Annotated in this window: 14 protein-coding genes; 11 read left to right on the top strand and 3 right to left on the bottom strand. The window is 49.6% G+C overall.

The window, feature by feature from the left end; all coding sequences use genetic code 11:
• Positions 1-785 precede the first annotated feature (785 nt).
• The 3 genes from ACJJJA_RS20200 to ACJJJA_RS20190 are packed head-to-tail and all read left to right on the top strand — an operon-like array spanning position 786 to position 6,845.
• Positions 786-1,973, top strand: coding sequence for an HlyD family secretion protein (locus ACJJJA_RS20200; RefSeq protein WP_444903197.1), 1,188 nt, complete (start codon positions 786-788; stop codon positions 1,971-1,973).
• Complete coding sequence (locus ACJJJA_RS20195; RefSeq protein ID WP_444903196.1) at positions 1,973-4,717, top strand: ATP-binding cassette domain-containing protein; 2,745 nt, start codon at positions 1,973-1,975, stop codon at positions 4,715-4,717. Before ACJJJA_RS20200 ends, ACJJJA_RS20195 begins: the two co-directional genes overlap by 1 nt.
• The gene (locus ACJJJA_RS20190) at positions 4,707-6,845 is read left to right on the top strand and encodes an ATP-binding cassette domain-containing protein (RefSeq protein ID WP_444903195.1); all 2,139 of its coding nucleotides are present in this window, start codon (positions 4,707-4,709) and stop codon (positions 6,843-6,845) included. Before ACJJJA_RS20195 ends, ACJJJA_RS20190 begins: the two co-directional genes overlap by 11 nt.
• Positions 6,846-7,221: 376 nt before the next feature.
• Here ACJJJA_RS20190 and ettA read toward each other — a convergent pair whose 3' ends face one another.
• Positions 7,222-8,886 (bottom strand): energy-dependent translational throttle protein EttA, encoded by a 1,665-nt coding sequence (gene ettA / locus ACJJJA_RS20185; RefSeq protein WP_444903194.1) that lies wholly within the window; start codon positions 8,884-8,886, stop codon positions 7,222-7,224.
• A gap of 181 nt (positions 8,887-9,067) precedes the next feature.
• On the opposite strand from ettA, the gene ACJJJA_RS20180 reads away from it, so the two are divergent.
• The 5 genes from ACJJJA_RS20180 (at position 9,068) to fnr (ACJJJA_RS20160) (ending at position 14,522) form a co-directional block, all read left to right on the top strand.
• The gene (locus tag ACJJJA_RS20180) at positions 9,068-10,174 is read left to right on the top strand and encodes an enoyl-CoA hydratase/isomerase family protein (RefSeq protein ID WP_444903193.1); all 1,107 of its coding nucleotides are present in this window, start codon (positions 9,068-9,070) and stop codon (positions 10,172-10,174) included.
• 57 nt (positions 10,175-10,231) lie between these two features.
• Positions 10,232-11,140: a 3-hydroxyisobutyrate dehydrogenase gene (gene mmsB / locus ACJJJA_RS20175; RefSeq protein WP_444903192.1), complete on the top strand. Its 909-nt coding sequence runs from the start codon at positions 10,232-10,234 to the stop codon at positions 11,138-11,140.
• A gap of 380 nt (positions 11,141-11,520) precedes the next feature.
• Positions 11,521-12,216 (top strand): OmpW/AlkL family protein, encoded by a 696-nt coding sequence (locus tag ACJJJA_RS20170; RefSeq protein ID WP_444903191.1) that lies wholly within the window; start codon positions 11,521-11,523, stop codon positions 12,214-12,216.
• 121 nt (positions 12,217-12,337) lie between these two features.
• Positions 12,338-13,723 carry an oxygen-independent coproporphyrinogen III oxidase gene (gene hemN / locus ACJJJA_RS20165; protein ID WP_444903190.1) on the top strand — a complete coding sequence of 462 codons (1,386 nt, stop codon included), beginning with the start codon at positions 12,338-12,340 and terminating at the stop codon, positions 13,721-13,723.
• A gap of 70 nt (positions 13,724-13,793) precedes the next feature.
• Complete coding sequence (gene fnr, locus ACJJJA_RS20160; protein WP_444887226.1) at positions 13,794-14,522, top strand: fumarate/nitrate reduction transcriptional regulator Fnr; 729 nt, start codon at positions 13,794-13,796, stop codon at positions 14,520-14,522.
• A 110-nt stretch (positions 14,523-14,632) separates the two neighbouring features.
• Here the strand turns inward: fnr (ACJJJA_RS20160) and ACJJJA_RS20155 are convergent, their stop codons facing one another.
• Positions 14,633-15,637, bottom strand: coding sequence for an adenosine deaminase (locus ACJJJA_RS20155; protein ID WP_444903189.1), 1,005 nt, complete (start codon positions 15,635-15,637; stop codon positions 14,633-14,635).
• 25 nt (positions 15,638-15,662) lie between these two features.
• Here ACJJJA_RS20155 and ACJJJA_RS20150 point away from each other — a divergent pair, with 25 nt between their 5' ends.
• The 3 genes from ACJJJA_RS20150 to fnr (ACJJJA_RS20140) all read left to right on the top strand — a co-directional run bounded on the left by ACJJJA_RS20150 (position 15,663) and on the right by fnr (ACJJJA_RS20140) (position 17,746).
• A complete protein-coding gene (locus ACJJJA_RS20150) occupies positions 15,663-15,839 on the top strand; it encodes a hypothetical protein (RefSeq protein ID WP_444903188.1) in 177 nt (58 codons plus the stop codon).
• 52 nt (positions 15,840-15,891) lie between these two features.
• Entirely contained in the window at positions 15,892-16,761 is an 870-nt protein-coding gene (locus tag ACJJJA_RS20145) for an SDR family oxidoreductase (protein ID WP_444903187.1), read from the top strand.
• A gap of 253 nt (positions 16,762-17,014) precedes the next feature.
• A complete protein-coding gene (fnr, locus tag ACJJJA_RS20140; protein ID WP_252083357.1) occupies positions 17,015-17,746 on the top strand; it encodes a fumarate/nitrate reduction transcriptional regulator Fnr in 732 nt (243 codons plus the stop codon).
• 97 nt (positions 17,747-17,843) lie between these two features.
• Here the strand turns inward: fnr (ACJJJA_RS20140) and ACJJJA_RS20135 are convergent, their stop codons facing one another.
• Entirely contained in the window at positions 17,844-18,284 is a 441-nt protein-coding gene (locus ACJJJA_RS20135) for a SpoIIAA family protein (protein ID WP_444887223.1), read from the bottom strand.
• Positions 18,285-18,286: the final 2 nt, after the last annotated feature.

The following is an 18,286-nucleotide window of genomic DNA, read 5'->3' as shown; positions in this document are numbered from 1 at the left end:
TGGCTCTCTACCTAAGCTATATCATTCGGATTTGTTATATCAAAATTGGAGGCTGAGGTAGGCATAAAACATTGGCTTCCCCGAACTAATAGGCTAATAGCGAATCTCTGGGCCCTGTTTTCATGGCAGCTATTTATAGAAGTGAGCGGTAGCAACATTGTGATAAATCAAATGCTGAATACGCTCTCTTAATTTATCAGATAAAGTGGAGGTTGTGATCCCACCAAGGCCGTGCCCCACTACCAGTATTTCTTGTAACTCCTCCCCTGCTATCAGGTTGACTATATCGTCAAAGAAAGTATTGATACCCACTTTAGTGGAAAGTAGGTGTTGGCACTCACCTAGGCCTGTTTGGGTTAGGCTAAAGACCCAGCGCGAGCCTTTGATTGACTTTAGATCAGTACCAACCACTATGAAACAGACCGTGTATCAGTACCAGGGTTTTTGTAATTGGCTGTAATTTTATCGTCAATCTACTCAGTATAGGGCGCAGAATCTCTCAGATGGCTCTAAAGGTTTTGCTTGATACCCTGATCACATTTCAAATATCTAAAGAGGGGTGACTTATCAGCCCTTGCCTTTTTCGATATTTCCAGGCCTGCTTGAGCTGTTATCACGGGTTTGATAGTGAAGTGAAACTTCTCCTGCAAGTAAAATTTCTTCGAATTTGACTATCAGATAATAGAGAATTAGATTTGGCGCCGCGGCACACAGATCACACTGGTTTCGCATAAATACAATGAATATCTTACTCGCCTTAACTGGTACAAACAGGGTGAATCCTATTGCCAACTCCGTTTATTCAAACTTCCCGCGCGATCAACTCCGACTCAATCTACTCTCTAGCGCTGATAAGCATATTAGGGGTATTTCTATTACTGGGCTGGGGGATATGGTTTTTTTTAAAAGAAATCACGGTTTATAGCGTTAGTGACCAGGCGAGACTTGAACAAGAGCAGAATACCGTACATGTCAGCACTCAGAGTACAGGAAGAGTAGTTGCTATTACTGCCTCGCTGGGAGATACCTTGAGAGAAGGAGACTTGCTAATAGAGCTGGATACCAGGGCATTTGATTTGGATCTAGATGGTGATTTTCGAGTATCTCAGAGCCTCTCGGATCAATTACTGGCAATAGAGCGAGAGGAGCGTTTACGGGATAAAAAATTTACTGAAGACGACAAGGCTTTAAGTGATCAGCTGAAGCTGCTCCAAGAACAGCACAAACTTCAGATGAACAACCAGCAGATTCAGGCAGATGTGGCGGAGCGCTATGAACGCTTGCTGAAGAAACAGCAAAGCTCTGAACTTGATTACCTTGCAGCTAAACGTACCTATCAGCAAATGGCCATGGCCACCCTCGCATCGAAAGCGGCAATAAGAGCAACCCATGATCGCCGGGAGCAATTGGCTAGCGAGTACCAGTTATCCATGAGTGAATTGGAACAGCGTCGAGCAGATCTACAAAGACAGCTGGCGGAGGTGGATACTCGCATTCAGCAGAGCACCTTGGCGGTAGATGAACAGCGTCTGCGTGCGCCTATCTCCGGTAAGCTTGCTTCACTGGCGGATATTCAGGAAGGGGAGGTATTAGTCGCAGGGCAACAGATTGCCACACTACAGGCTGAGGGTAATATCACCGTACAGGCGTTTTTCTCCCCTGCCCTTGCTTTGGGACATATTCGTTCAGGGCAGAGTGCGCGAGTAAAATTAGATGGGTTTTCCTGGGCGCGTTATGGTCAGTTACAGGCCCGTGTAGAGCGGGTCGCTAGTGCTGTGCAAAAAGGAAAGATTCTCGTTGAGTTATCTCTCCGTGGAGAGATTCCCCCACAGTTGCCGCTATTGCATGACCTACCAGCAAGGGTAGAGATTGCCACTGGAGTAAAGACACCATATCAGTTGCTATTGCAAAGTGCTGGCGACTTCTTATCAGGCCAAGCAGAAAGTAGCGTAAATTCGTTGGAGACCCTGTAGTGAAGGGACAAGTTCGCTGGTTGGTTCCCGAAGTTGTGCAAACTTCCAATATGGATTGTGGCCCTGCATCCCTTAAGAGCTTGCTTGAAGGCTTTGGTGTAAATGTACACTACGGCCACCTGCGTGATGCCTGTCAAACTGATGTAGACGGCACTTCTATTAATACCCTAGAGAAAATTGCGGTTGAGCTGGGGTTGGATGCGGCACAGATGGTCGTGCCCAAAGATCACTTGCTGTTAGGTTCAGCTGGCTACTTGCCGGGGCTGGTGGTGGTGCGCTTGCCCAATGGTAATACTCACTTTGTTGTTGCTTGGCGTAATCACCGGGGAATTATACAGGTTATGGACCCAGCCTCGGGAAGACGTTGGCCCAGTGCGCGACACTTTCTCGATGAGTTACATATCCACACTATGCGTGTTCCGCCGCAAGGGTGGAGAAGTTGGGCTGGAGGAAAAGATTTTATCGATCCCCTGCAAGAGCGTATGGAGCAGCTGAGAATTTCTAAATCCATCAGCGAAGTAATGTGTGAGCAAGCCTTGAAGAAAGGGGATTGGCTCTCACTGGCTTTTCTCGATGCCAGTGTAAGAATGTTGGCAGCGCTCGTTGGCTCTGGTGCGGTGCGACGAGGGGCAGAAACAAGTGCATTGTTGCAAAGGCTGATAAGTGACTTTTCAGAAGACAGGATTAACGCTTATCAACTAGTACCACAGAGCTATTGGTGTGTACGCCCTTCCAGTTCTCCCGGCACTGAAGAAGTTGACACAGTTGAGCTTGAACCAGAGCTGTTGGAGTTCAGCGGCGCCGTAATAGTCAGCGTAAAGGGGGTACGTGAAAGGAAAGAAATCAAACCTAAGTCGGAGGCTCTAAGCAAAGCTTTACAAGTACAGTCAATAAGCCCACTCGGTCAGTTATGGGAGTTTTTGCGAGAGGATGGTTTTCTTGCCCCGAGTATCGTGATGCTTGCGATGTTTGCTGCGGTGCTTGGTGTGATGGTTGAGGCACTGCTATTTCGAGGTTTGATCGATATCCACTCGGAACTAGCTACGGAGGTGCAGAGAATCGGCGCTGTTACTTTATTACTGGGATTTATGTTGACGCTCATACTTGTGCAATGGCCGATGACCAAGCTGCAGTTAATTATTGGTAAGCACTTGGAAAGTCGTTTTCGTATGCGCTTTCTTTCCGCCTTGCCGAAAATACCGGACCACTTCTTTCAAAGCCGCCCAACCTCAGATACCGCAGAGAGAGGTCATCGTATAGTAGCTCTGAGAGAGTTGCCTTTACTGGGGGGAGGGATACTGTTCAAAGGTTTGTCACTGCTCGCAACAGCTATTGGTATCGTTTGGATAGCGCCCACTACCGCGCCTTTGGTGTTATTAATGACGGGGTTACAGGTAGTTATCCCTCTGTTATATCAGCCAGTACTTAGTGATCATAATATGCGTGTCCAGACCCATACTGGCGCTCTGGCTAGATTTTATATGGATGCCTTGCTGGGAATAATACCAATTCGTACACACGGTGCAGGAGAGTCTGTTCGCCGTGAACATGAAAGTTTGCTCACCGAGTGGATTAAAGCAGGCTATTCCTCTTTGCGTTTCCAGCTTAATAGCCAAGCGGTGCAGCTGATTGTGAATGGGGTTCTCACTTGTGTACTGGTGATTTACTGTGTTCAGATCCTGGGGGCAAGTCCCTACTTACTTCTGCTAATTTATTGGGTATTGGCACTGCCGCCGCTGGGGGAAGATATCGCACAGTTAATGCGGAGCTACCCTCGTCATAGGAATACCTTGTTGAGAGCTTTAGAGCCGCTGCAAGCGGTTACGGTTGGTGCTAGTGAAGAGCCTTTTAATGATAAAAGGGTTCAACCTTTAAAGGCGCCTGTATCATTTCGTTTTGATAATGTCAGTGTTAAAGCCAGTGGTAGAAGCATTCTTAAGAATATTAATCTGAATGTTGCCTCCGGGGAGCATGTCGCCATTGTTGGTTCATCTGGTGCTGGCAAGTCAAGCTTGGCCGGTTTATTGTTGGGTTGGCATAACCCTGAGAGTGGAATCCTATTGCTAAATGGCGAGAAATTACAGGGTGAATTACTGTGTCGTTTTCGTCTAAGTTGTGCTTGGGTCGACCCTGCAATACAACTTTGGAATAGCAGTTTGCTGGATAACCTACACTACGGTAATAACTCCTCATCCTCCTTGTTCCCAACACTGCAACAGGCTGATCTATTAAACCTAGTTGCCTCTTTGCCAGATGGTTTACAGAGCACCTTGGGGGAAAGTGGTGCGCTTGTCAGCGGAGGGGAGGGGCAGCGCGTGCGATTAGGTCGTGCCCTAGGCCGAGAGTCTCCAGCTTGTGTCATTTTAGATGAGCCGTTTCGCGGGCTAGACCGCGGGCAACGCCAGCGCTTACTTGCTCGTGTAAGGCGAGTATGGAAAGACACCACCTTAATTTGCATCACTCATGATATTTCAGAAACCAAAGATTTTCCTCGCGTATTGGTGGTAGAAGATGGGCAAATTATTGAGGATGACGCACCCGCAAATCTGGAAACACAAAATGAATCTCGTTATGTCCAACTTCTTACAGCGGAAAAGAGACTCTGGCAAGAGTGTTGGCAAAGTGCCGATTGGCGCCATCTGCGTATGGAACAAGGGCGAATTACTGAGCTTCAATCTGCAATAAAAAAACGGGCTCAAGATAGAGGCGCTGTGCAGTCTCAAGAGGTGCATAGTGAAACCTGAAGCTTCCATAAGCAAGCTGCGCCATCACTGTTGGCCTGCAGTCCAGCTAGATGGTGCAGTGAAAGCTCTGGCTCTTCATAGCGGGCTTGAGCCTGCAGTTCCTGACTTCGAAAATAAAGCGCAAGTATATTTGGATACAGATGCTCGCTTACAGTTACAGGCAGAAGCTTTCGATTTAAATATTGAGCGAGTTAACTGCAAATATGGGGAGTTGGAGCAGATGTTGGTCCGGGCCGCACCAGCCTTACTGCGTTTGCGCTTTGCAGAGGAGGAATATTTCATCGCTTTGTGTGGTGGTAATCGTCGTTTTTTACATTTTCTTACGCCATCACAACAAGTCGTAAAGCTGCGCCCAGGTCAAGTGTTGAGAGCACTAACAAGCGCACAAGAAACACCTCAGCGTCAACGTATTGCACGCCTACTGGACAGTGCCGAAATAGTTGGGCGGCGGCGTAAAAAAGCCACCGAGGCATTATTACGAGAAAATCTAGTAGGGCTAGAAATCAATGACTGCTGGTTGTTGCGGCAGCCTTCCCACCGCTCTTTTTGGCAGCAGCTGCGCCATCATCGCCAGCATTTGCGCTTTCTAAGCATGATCACCTGCCACACAATACAAGTACTCTTGTTTATAGCCAGCTGGTGGTTGATAGGTCGTGCTGTTCTTGATGGCCATGTAGATAGTGGCTGGCTGGTAGCCTGGGTATTATTACTGATAACACAGATACCCCTTTCACTCTTAACTGCTCGGTTACAAGGCTCCATATCGCTAGAAACAGGTGCCTTGTTGAAGCAGCGCTTACTCGCCAGCGCTTTGCGAATAGATCCAGGCAAGGTGCGCCATATGGGTTCGGGACAGATACTTGGGCGTGTTTATGATGCAGAAAATATAGAAGCCAGTGCTCTACAGGCGAGCTTTATGCTACTACTCGGTGGTGTAGAGCTGGTATTGGCTTTCATCGTGCTACAGCTAAGTCTTGGAACTCCAATATCGTTGGGGATTTTGACCCTATTTTTACTTATAGCCATCGCTCTAGGGCGTGCCCAGTATTTGGCTCGTCAATACTGGACCGGTCAACGTTTGAGTATGACCCACCGTCTAATTGAGAAAATGCTTGGCCACCGGACCCGATTGGCACAGCAGAAACCTTCGGATTGGCACCGGGGGGAAGATCAGGAACTGGAAGAGTATTTGCGAAGTTCTACGGCAATGGATGGCAACATGACTCGCCTAGTCGCATTTTTGCCACGTTTCTGGTTGCTATTGGGTATAACTGGCTTGGTGCCTGTTTTTGTCAATAGCAATACTGAGAGTGGGCAAATTGCTGCGGCTTTGGGGGGGGTACTGCTTGGATATCGCGCAGTACTGAAAGGCATGACAGGGTATTCCAGTGGACTCAGCGCCCTGGTGACTTGGGAAAAAGTACGTGAACTTTTTTCCTTGGAGGCGGCTTTAAAGCGGGGCGCTACCTCTATCTCAGTGGCCGATAAAGTTCATTCAGGCATACCAGGGGCCAAGCAGCCATTGTGCTATATCCGTGACTTAAGTTTTAATTACCCTAATCAAGATAAGGCGGTCTTAAAAAATTGTAAGCTGAGTATTTATCCCGGTGATCGAGTAATTTTACAGGGGGCTTCTGGTTCAGGTAAATCTACTTTTTCAAATGTGATTGCCGGCATCCAAAAGCAAAGAGAGGGTATATTACTTATCAATGGGTACGATAGAACCAGTATTGGTGCTGGGCATTGGCGCAGGCTGGTTGCATCAGTACCACAATTTCATGAAAATCATGTACTTGGCGATTCTTTCTTATTTAATTTATTAATGGGAGATGAATGGCCACCAAAGGCGGAAAGTGTTCGTAGAGCCTATAAAGTTTGTGATGAATTAGGTTTGAGCCCATTGATTAAAAAAATGCCTGCAGGGATGTTACAGACGGTGGGGGAAATGGGGTGGAGATTATCTCACGGTGAGATGAGTCGCTTGTTTATTGCGCGGGCACTTTTGCAGAATTCTGAGTTGTTGGTATTGGATGAGAGTTTTGCAGCTTTGGATCCAGATAATTTAAGACGATCGTTTCATTGTGTGCAAAACTATTCGAATAGCTTAATTGTGATCGCTCACCCATAATTTTTGGTTAATTGTGGTGTGATAGGCTTAACTCGCGTTAAGCTGTAGGGCGTCCTTAGCTATGATTGGTTAAGGGCGAATTTCAATTTTTAAAAGGAGATGTGAAATGCATACTGAAACAGATGTTACTGCTGGCCCAGATGCAGTGATTGCATTACCAGATGAAACTTAATTTCTCTCTAATAGAGGATTAAGGCTTTTTGGTTTGATAAGAAGAATACCCATAATTGTTAAAAGATAGTGATTAGGGTATTCTTTTTTAATAACTTATGTAGATTATGGCTGGCATTTGTCAGTGGCTTACTAACCTGAAACTGCAGCCTGTTAAGCGTTTTCATATTGTTATAAAGCCCGCATTTCGCGGGCTTTTTTCTTTTCAGGTCTTCAGCTTTTTATAGTGCATCCGATGCGGTGCAGCATCTTCGCCTTTACGCTGCACAAAGTCCTCGTGGTACTCGGTGTAGTTACCTTCAAAGAAGACCGCTTCACTCTCACCCTCATAGGCGAGGATATGGGTGGCAACGCGGTCCAGGAACCAGCGATCGTGCGAGATTACCAGGGCGCAGCCGGGGAAGTTGAGCAGGGCTTCTTCCAGGGCGCGCAGGGTTTCGATATCCAGATCGTTGGAGGGTTCGTCCAACAGCAACACGTTGGCGCCCTGCTTGAGGGTGTAGGCCAGGTGCAGGCGTCCGCGTTCACCGCCGGAGAGTTCGCCTACGCGCTTCTGCTGGTCACTGCCCTTGAAGTTAAAGCGGCCAACATAGTTGCGCGAGCCCACTTCGTAGTTGTTGATCTTGAGCATATCATGGCCGTCTGAGATGGCTTCCCATACGGTCTTGCTGTCATCCAGATTCTCACGGCCCTGCTCAACGTAGGCGACCTTAACGGTTTCACCGGTCTTGATCTCGCCGGAGTCCGGCTGCTCGGTGCCGCTGATCATACGGAACAGGGTGGACTTACCGGCACCGTTACCGCCGACGATACCCACAATTGCGCCCTTGGGCACGCGGAAAGACAGGTTGTCGATCAGCAGGCGCTCGCCGAAGCCTTTGCTCACACCTTTAAACTCAATCACATTGTCGCCGAGACGCTCGCCGGGCGGAATGTAGATTTCGTTGGTCTCGTTGCGGGCCTGGAAGTCCTGGGATTGCATTTCTTCAAGGCGAGACAGGCGGGCTTTGTTCTTGGACTGGCGGCCCTTAGGATTTTGACGGGCCCACTCGAGTTCCTTTTGCATGGCTTTGGCGCGGGCCTGTTCGCCGCGCTGCTCCTGCTCCAGACGCTTTTCTTTCTGTTCCAGCCAAGTGGTGTAGTTGCCTTCCCAGGGGATGCCGTGGCCGCGGTCCAGTTCCAAAATCCAGCCAGCAACATTGTCGAGGAAGTAGCGATCGTGGGTGATGGCTACCACAGTGCCGGTGAAATCGTGCAGGAAGCGCTCCAGCCAGAATACGGATTCCGCATCCAGGTGGTTGGTGGGCTCATCGAGAAGCAGCATATCCGGGCGGGACAGCAGCAGGCGGCAAAGGGCTACACGGCGCTTTTCACCGCCGGACAGGTTGTTGACGTCCGCATCCCAGGGAGGCAGGCGCAGTGCGTCAGCGGCAACTTCCAGGCGGTGCTCCAGGTTGTGGGCGTCCCAGGCCTGGATAATGTCTTCGAACTGTTGCTGTTTCTTAGCCAGGGCATCGAAGTCCGCATCGGGCTCGGCATAATCGGCGTAGACCTGTTCCAGGCCGGCGAGGGCGTCAATGGCTTCCCGTACACCATCCTCTACGTTGCCGCGCACGGTCTTGCTGGCATCGAGTTGCGGTTCCTGGGGCAGATAGCCGACCTTGATGCCGGGCATTGCGCGGGCTTCGCCGTTAAAGTCCTGGTCGACCCCAGCCATAATGCGCAACAGGGTGGATTTACCTGCGCCGTTGAGACCGAGTACGCCAATTTTGGCGCCGGGGAAGAAGGAAAGGGAAATGTCCTTCAGAATTTCACGTTTGGGGGGCACTACTTTGCCCACCCGGTTCATGGTGTATACGTATTCAGCCATTTGGGGTTCCGTAACTGGGTGTTGCAATCGCTCAGATTTTGCGCGCAACTTATCAGTTTGCGTAAAAAGTGCAACCGCGCCGCAGAGCATGTCGCCGTTGTACTCGCGTGTGGCTGACGTTGAATCTGATCTGTGCTTAACTGCGACGCTAATTAGTACAAGAGCAATAAGACAGATAGCAATGGATCAGGACTCCCCGGTGTTGTTCTCTCGGCGCGGCGCACTGGCGATCGCGACCCTCAACCTGCCTAAGGCGCTCAATGCGCTCAACCTGCAGATGATTGATCTGCTCTCAGCTCAGTTAGATCAATGGGCTGATGACGATGCGGTGGCCGCCGTATGGATAGACGGCAGTGGTGATAAAGCCCTCTGTGCCGGGGGCGATGTGGTGGCGCTGTATGAGCAATCGGCCGCCTACGGTGAAACGCCGGAATATTGTTACACGACCGAATTCTTCTCGCGCGAATATCGCCTGGATTACCAAATACACACCTATACCAAGCCAATCGTGGTCTGGGGTGGCGGCATTGTGATGGGTGGTGGTATCGGCATTATGGCCGGTGCCAGCCATCGTATCGTGACTGAAACCACGCGTATGGCGATGCCGGAAATCACTATCGGCCTATTTCCCGATGTGGGCGGCAGCTGGTTCCTGAACCGTATGCCGGGTCGCCTGGGGCTTTTCTTGGGGCTGACCGGGGCTCAGTTCAATGGGGCCGATGCCCTGTTTGCCGGTATGGCCGACCGTATTATTGCGCAGGAGCAGCGCGAGACCGTGTTGGCGGCGCTGGCGGCGCTGGATTATTCGGCCAGTAGTGCTTTTAACCACCGTCTCATAAGCGATTGCCTTAAAAGTTGCGAACTTTCCCCATTGCAGCGGCCAGAATCACAGCTGCGCGAACATTACGATCAGATCCAGCAGCTTACGGACTTTGCCAGCCTGCCGGAGGTTTGCGCGGCAATCAGCGCCTATCAAGGGGTGGATAAATGGTTGCAGCGCGCCGCCACCACCCTGGCGGGCGGTTCGCCACTGACCCCCTGGGTGGTGTGGGAGCAGTTGCGACGTACGCGCCACTTGTCTCTGGCCGATGTGTTTAGGATGGAGCTGATTCTCGCGGTAAACCTCTGTGCCAGTGGTCATTTCAAGGAGGGGGTGCGGGCTCTATTGATTGACAAGGATCGCACACCAAAGTGGCGGCCCCTTAGCCTGGAGGAAATTAGTCCACAACAGCTGGAGAGCTGTTTTACTGCTCCCTGGAGCAGGGCGCATCCGCTTGCGGATTTATAAAGCGACCCGGGCCGCTTTACGCACGGGATACCAACAACAAAATATGGAGTGGCTTTTATGGAAAAAATAGCCTTTTTTGGTCTGGGGAATATGGGCGGCCCTATGGCGGCCAATCTGGTGAAAGCCGGTTTTAGTGTGGCGGCTTTCGATCTCAATCCCACGGCTCTGGCGCAGGCGCAAGAAGATGGCTGTAGGCCCTGCGACTCCCCAATGCAGGCGGCTGAGGGGGCTTCCATTGTAGTCTCGATGTTGCCCAGTGGTGCGGCGGTGAAAGGGCTTTATCTGGGAGAAGAGGGGCTGCTGAACCGCCTGGCTGAGAATACTCTGATTATCGATTGCTCAACCATCTCTGCGGAAGATGCCCGCCTGGTAAATGAGGCCGCATCTGAGCGGGGTCTACTCGCCATTGACGCGCCAGTTTCAGGGGGCACCGCGGCAGCTCAGGCTGGCAGCTTGTGTTTTATGTGTGGAGGTGAAGAAGCGGCAGTAGATGCCGCGCGGGCGCCGTTACAGGCGATGGGCGCCAAGATTTTTCACGCCGGCTCGGCTGGGGCAGGGCAGGTGGCAAAAATTTGTAACAACCTGCTTCTGGCTATCCATATGACCGGTACCGCCGAAGCCCTGCAGTTGGGGGTAGACAAAGGCTTGGACCCCAAGGTTCTAAGCGAGATCATGATGCAGAGCTCTGGCAACAATTGGTCTCTGGCCAATTACAACCCCTACCCAGGTGCTATGGAGAATGTACCTGCGGCAAATGGTTACTCTGGTGGTTTCACCGTGGCGCTAATGCTGAAAGACCTGGGGCTCGCCATGGATGCTGCAGCTACCAGTGCCTCTTCCACGCCTATGGGGGCTCTGGCAAAAAACCTTTATCAGCTACATGGAGCCAGTGACGAAAACCAGAAGTTGGATTTCTCCAGTATCCAGAATATGTTCCGCCGCCCGGCAGGTGGCCTGACCTGGTAGATTTCTAGCTTCCGCGGGCTCCCTCCTCAGTTGATTGTTTCTGGCCAGTACCGGAGAGGGAGCTTTGCTTCAGTGTCGCCTAACGTTAAAAATTTGTACCAGTTCGCAAAATTGGCAATAGGTACCAATTACTAGCCCCCTAGCCGTTCCTTCATTACACCCCTATCGCTATCTTCGCAGCCCCGCTCGGAAGGTCATCTGATGATTGGCCAGACAAGCGTTATGGGCAATACGCTGCTTTTAATTCCGAAATTCTACAGCTTGATTTGGATCAAGCTCACGATTGCGGCCAGCGGTTAACCTGCCTGCGACTTGTGATTGTGCCTGGAGGGGGCCTTCCAAAGTCGGGAAAAATGCTAAATCGCTATATGGAGAAGTTAATGAATCGTATAACTGCTTGTGCGACAGCCGCCCTGACCGCCGTACTTTCTGCACCGGTACTGGCCTACGAAGAGGGCAGCTTTATTTTGCGCGGTGGTATGGCCACAGTAGCGCCCGACACCAGTTCCAGCGCGCTTTATGTTGGTGGAGCTAAGCAAGACGGCACCGGGGTAGATGTGGATGACGGCTCCGCTCTGGGCCTAACCGGTGTGTATATGTTCCGTGACCACTGGGGTCTTGAGCTAGTAGCCGCCACTCCTTTTACGCATGAGATTCAAGCTGAAGGTCTGGGTGAAACTTTTGAGCTGGGTGAAACCAAGCATCTGCCGCCTACTTTGCTGGTGCAGTGGTATCCCATGGATACTCAGTCCGCGATCCAGCCTTATATTGGCCTGGGGGTGAATTACACCGCTTTCTTCGATGAGGAAATCAGCAGTACTGCTAATGCGGTCTTTGAAACCCTAGAGGCTACTGACGACGCAAAACTATCTCTCGATAATTCCTTCGGTCTGGCGGCTGAAGCGGGTATCGATTTCGCCTTCGGCGCAGATCAGCGCTGGTTGTTTAATATGTCTGTGTTCTGGATGGATATTGATACCGACGCCACCGTAAAGGTACCTGGTGTGGGTAATGTCACCGCTAAAGTAGATATCGACCCGCTGGTTTATATGGCGGGTCTCGGCTACCGCTTCTAAGGTGGCAGCACTCTAGTTTTGGAGTGTGGCAGTCGTTGCGGTTTTCCCCGTGGGAGCTCGGCGACTGCCTTTTAGTTTGTGCGGGAGGCTGTCGCAAACAATTGATTGAGGTTGTGGAAATATGATGCAAGAGACTAAAAGCACTATAGGTGGCCTATCAGAACAACTGTTATCCCGATACAGTGGCCCCTGCCCGCGCTACACCTCTTATCCCACAGCCGACAGATTTAAACCTCTGGATGGCAGTATCAAACCTTGGGATGCACTAAAAAATATTCGCAGCTTATCCCTGTATGTGCATATCCCCTTTTGCCGTTCTCTCTGTTATTTCTGTGCTTGCAACAAGGTAATTACTTCCCAATACGGTCTCGCCTCCAGCTATCTGGATAACCTCTTGCAGGAAGCTCGCTGGTATCGGGACAAGGTGGCCCAGGTACCGGTCACCCAGTTGCACTTGGGAGGTGGTACACCCACATTTCTCAGCGATGGAGATATGCGCCGCTTGATGGAAGGACTGGGTGAGATTTTTGATTTATGCCCAGGCGATGGAGTGGAGTACAGCATTGAAGCCGATCCACGCACCTTGGAGCTGGAGACCTTGGATACCCTAAGAGAGCTCGGATTTAATCGCTTGAGCCTGGGCGTGCAGGATTTTGATATCGAGGTGCAGAGATCCATCAACCGAATTTGCAGTGCCGACCAGGTGACTGAATTAACGGTTGCGGCGCGTGAGCGGGGATTCGAATCTATCTCCTATGATCTGATTTATGGTTTGCCCAAACAAAACCTCAGCAGTTTGCACAGCACCCTGGATAAGGTGCTAGATTTACAGCCGGATCGTATTGCCCTCTATCACTATGCGCATTTACCCCATCGTTTTAAAGCTCAGCGTCTTATCGATACGGAACTTATTCCCTCCGCCTCAGAAAAAGTAGCAATGCAGCTGGCTGCGGTAGAGCACTTGGGCCAGGCTGGTTATGAATTCCTGGGTATGGACCATTTTGCCCGGCCGGGAGATGAGCTGGCCAAGGCCGCTCATGCGGGGATGTTACAGAGGAATTTCCAGGGCTACACATTAATGCCCGCCGATGCGTTAGTTGGACTGGGGGCTTCCGCAATCAGCTACAGCCGTAATGGTTTCTGGCAGAACCTGCACCGTCTGAAAGAATATACCCAGGCCGTGACTGAGCGGGGTAATGCTTCGTGTCGCGGCTGGTTAATGAGTGATGAAGATAAGTTGCGTCAGTGGGTTATTACTGAACTGATGTGCCGGTTAAGCCTGGATAAAACTGAGGCTGAGCGTCGCACTGGCGTACCTTTTAATCAATACTTTTTCCAGGAACTCAAAAGGCTGGAACCCATGTTTGAGGATGGTCTTATTTATCAGGATGAAAAAAAGATCACCGTCACGGAGCAGGGGCGCTGGTTTGTACGCAATGTTGCCTCGGCTTTTGATATTTACTTACACAGTCAGCAAACTGATGCACAATATTCTCGTGTTCTTTAATGTTCTACAGGAGACGATTGTCTTCACAGCGGGTACAATAGCCGCAAATTAGTTTACCGACTGGTTTAGTATGATGGATTCCTCAGTAGCGGTTAGTTGCAGCAACTGCTCGGTTAGACGTTTATGCCTGCCTGCGGGGTTATCTCAAGCAGATATCGATCGACTAGAGCAGGTTACGCGCCGTAAGAAAATTGTAAAAGCCGGTGAGACCTTGTATCGCTCCGGTGATCCTTTTGCAAACCTTTACGCTATTCGTTCAGGCAGTTTTAAAACTGTGGTTATCGCAGCGGATGGCGATACGCAGGTCACTCATTTTGCCCTGCCAGGTGAGTTGTTGGGGCTGGATGCCTATAGTAGCCGCGTACACCCCAGTTACGCTGAGGCGCTGGAAGACAGTAGTGTCTGCCTGTTGCCCTTTACCCAGCTGGAATTACTGGCTAATCAGGTCACCGCGTTGCAGCAACAGATTTATAGTATTTTTTCTGAGGAGCTGCGCCAGGAAAATGATATTTTAATGCTGCTGGGCAAGCGATCGGCTGATACCCGCTTAGCGGCTTTGCTGATTAATATTTCCAGCCGCTATGCTCGCCGCGGTTATTCGCACAGTGAATTTGTGTTGTCTATGCCGCGCACAGATATTGCCAACTATCTTGGATTAACTGCAGAAACCGTAAGTCGATTATTTTCACGTTTTCAAAAAGAAAAGCTGATTAAGGTAAGTGGTCGGGCGGTGGAAATACTGGATATGATCAGTCTCAGTGAACTGGCCGGAACCCATTACGGTTACGATGAAGACTGATTAAGCACTCTATCAGAGTTTGATAGGCTTAGTTGATTAAAAGGGCCCAGGCTAAATAATTAGCAGGCCCTATAAAATTTTTCAAATTATTTACGTTAGAGTTGCCTTAATTAAATAGCGGCGATGACCTCCGCCCATTTTTGTTGTTGGGCTTGAGAAATATAGCTGGCCTTAAAGCTGTTGATAGCCAGCTGTTTTGCCTGTTTTTGGGTCATGCCAAGACTTTCACTCAGTGCTTGGTAATTGCGGTTTACGTAACCGCCAAAATAGGCGGGATCATCGGCATTTACCGTGACACAGAGCCCGCGCTCCAATAACTGTAATATGGGATGTTGGCTCATATCGTCGTAAACACACAGTGCAGTATTGGACAGAGGGCATACGGTGAGGGGAATTTCCTGATCGATAAGTCGTTCAATCAGAGCCTCGTCTTCCACACAGCGCACGCCGTGATCTATGCGGCTTACATCGAGTAAATCCAGGGCCTCTTTAATATATTCAGCTGGCCCTTCCTCCCCCGCATGAGCGACCCTCTCCAGGCCTAATTCTTTAGCTATGGTAAAGACTTGCTGGAATTTGCTGGGGGGGTGTCCCAGTTCTGAGGAGTCCAGGCCGACACCCTTAATAAATTCCAGGTAAGGTTTGGCGGATTCCAGAGTAGTGATGGCCTCTTCCTCACTCAGGTGGCGCAGGAAGCAGAGAATCAGGTGGCTACTAATTCCCCACTCAGATTCGGCATCTTTTAGAGCGCTGTGGATGCCCCGAATAACCACACCGATATCAATACCCCTTTCTGTATGGGTTTGGGGGTCGAAGAAAATTTCAGTGTGCACAACATTATCTTCACGACAGCGCTGCAAGTAGGCCATGGTTAGATCGTAAAAATCCTGTTCATGGATAAGGACCGAGGCTCCCTGGTAGTAAATATCCAGGAAGGACTGCAGGTTGTGAAACTTATAGGCAGCCTTAATTTCCTCAACACTGGAAAAGGGGATTTCAATTTTATTGCGCCGGCTAAGCTCGAACATTAGTTCTGGCTCCAGCGAGCCTTCAATGTGCAAATGCAGCTCTGCCTTGGGGAGAGTCTTGATAAAATCCAGATCGGCGATGCTCATAGTAATAACTGTATTGAAGATAAGTGTGGGAGCTGTTACCCGGGCCGGAGGCATCGATTCAACAGCCGGAAAAATTGGCGGTAATGTTAACAGCTTCTTCCTTATGGCTGAAAAGCCATTCGCTAACCTGCCGGCCCGGGCATGGCTGGTGAAGCCGCAAGACTACAGCTGTGTAAACCAGCCGGTTTACTTTGTGGGTTAAAGGTGTAACGTACACCAGGCAGTATACTTTTTCTGAGTGTTGGAGTGGACCTATGGGCAAGGTAGTACTGATTACGGGAACATCTACAGGCTTGGGACAGAGTTTGGCCACCAAAATGGCGAAGCTGGGGTATGTTGTCTACGCCACCATGAGGGATTTGGACAAAGCGGGCCCACTACTGAAAGATGCCGGGCTTGGGCACAAGCTCAACGTTTTAGCGCTAGACGTGCAGGATGCAGGAAGTATTCAACATGCTGTGAATACCATTATTGAGGAGCAGGGGCGTATCGATATTTTGGTTAACAATGCCGGTGCCGGCTTTGTGAAAACCACCGAAATGGCCTCAGAGGCAGAGACACAGTGGGTTATGGATGTGAACTTCCACGGGGTAGTGCGTTGCACCAAGGCAGTACTCCCCCATATGCGAAAGGAACGCAGCGGTCGGATTATCAACATTTCTTCTGTGGGTGGGTTAGTGGGGCAGCCGTTTAATGAACTTTATTGTGCTGCCAAGTTTGCTGTAGAGGGGTACACAGAGGCTATGGCTAGCTATATCCAGCCCAGCTTTAACATTCAATTCACTGCGGTTGAACCTGGCGGCATTTACTCTGAATTTGCCAACAGTGTTTTATCTCAACTGCAAGTGGATGGTGGTGTGCCAGAAGGAGATTACCAGGGCTTATTCGAACAATATATGAGTGGTATCCAGAGGCGCACACCAGAACAAACGGCCCGTCTTTATCAGAGTGCCGGGCAGGTGGCGCAGGTAGTTTTAGATATTGTTGAAAGTGAAGATCCACCGGTTCGGGTCCGTACTTCTCCTTGGGCCAATGAATTTTGTGCTTATAAAACGCATGCAGATCCAAGTGGTAAAGCTCAGCAGAAAATGGTGATAAATACCCTGTTATCTGCCAATCAATGATTTACCGAAAAGTTCATTGTTTTCGCAGGGCTTTGTTTATTTAGATAAGCCCAGGAGCACCCGCTAGTCATTATTTTTATGTAGAAGAGTAATGTCTGAAATTGTGTAAACGTAGTATATATTGGTCCGTTGTTTTAGAAAGATGGTTAGCCTCGATACTAATTTTTTAATATTTAGTGTTTTATTTCTGGGTGGCGACGCTTTTCAATAATGCCGTTACAATTTTCCTATATTGTTAAAAGGCGATTTGGGTATGGCTGATTCACCAGTGGCAGTAAGTTGCAGTAATTGCTCTGTCAGGCGTCTCTGTTTGCCTGCGGGCCTGTCTCTGGCAGAGATTGATCGCCTCGAACAGGTCACTGGAAAAAAGAAGGTCATTAAGGCTGGAGAATCTCTCTACCGGGCTGGCGATTCATTTCAAAATCTCTACGCGATTCGCTCTGGCAGTTTTAAAAATGTAGTAATTGCCGCAGATGGTGATACCCAGATAACACATTTTGCCCTGCCGGGAGAATTACTTGGCCTCGATGCTTATAGTACCCGTGTTCACTCTAGCTATGCCGAGGCGTTAGAAGACAGCAGTGTCTGTCTCCTGCCTTTTGCTCAACTGGAAGTGCTGGCGCAACAGGTTCCGGCCCTGCAGCAACAGATTTACAGCATTTTTTCCGAAGAGTTGCGCAAGGAGAATGAAATTTTAATGCTGCTTGGCAAACGTTCTGCAGATACTCGCCTTGCCGCATTGCTTATGAATATTTCCAGTCGCTATGCCTGTCGCGGTTATTCCCCCAATGAATTTATCCTTTCAATGTCGCGTACAGATATTGCCAATTACCTAGGATTAACTGCAGAAACGGTGAGTCGTCTGTTTACTCGCTTTCAAAAGCAGGGGGTTATCCAAGTAAATGGCAGGGTAGTGCAGATTCAAAATTTACTGGGGCTTAGTGAAATAGCGGGAACCCACTGTGGTTATGAGGGCGAGGTTTAGAAGCCTTTGAAGTGGCGAAAATTTTCTGGAAAGGATAAGGGTTTGAGCATTAAAAAATAAAAAAGGGGGCGAAAACGCCCCCGGAATCCACTACTTATCAGGAGTGTGTGGAGAAAGCTAATTCCTTTTCTGCACCTTTTTTCTCTAATTCTTCCGGTGCTTGTGACAGCCAGTCCATGGCCTCGTGCTGCTTCTCAAAGTAACGCACTTCGCCACTTACAAACCATCCTCCAACTTTGGTGGCCAGCTGTTGCCAGCCTTCATCCCCAAGTACAGCAATGCGGCAGAATTCATTGCCATGTTTAAGGGTTAGCTTGAATTCATCCCAAATCGCGTGCAGACCCCAGCCCTCAAAATCCCGCAAGTCAATCAGCATTTGTACCTTTGGTTTTTTAACGCCCTCAAGAGCATACTCTAGCAAAGGCGTTATATATTCGTAGTCCTCATGGGTCAACTGCCCAACAGCTTTGATGTACAGGAAGAAATCATCATCAATTCTCTCCATGCCAATGGAGATTCCGTGACGCTTGATTTTCATGT

It is taken from the genome of Microbulbifer mixtoriginis (SeqCode), from assembly GCF_052466865.1.
Note: the sequence above shows the minus strand (reverse complement) of the source record. Positions and strands in the feature narration are given on the sequence as shown.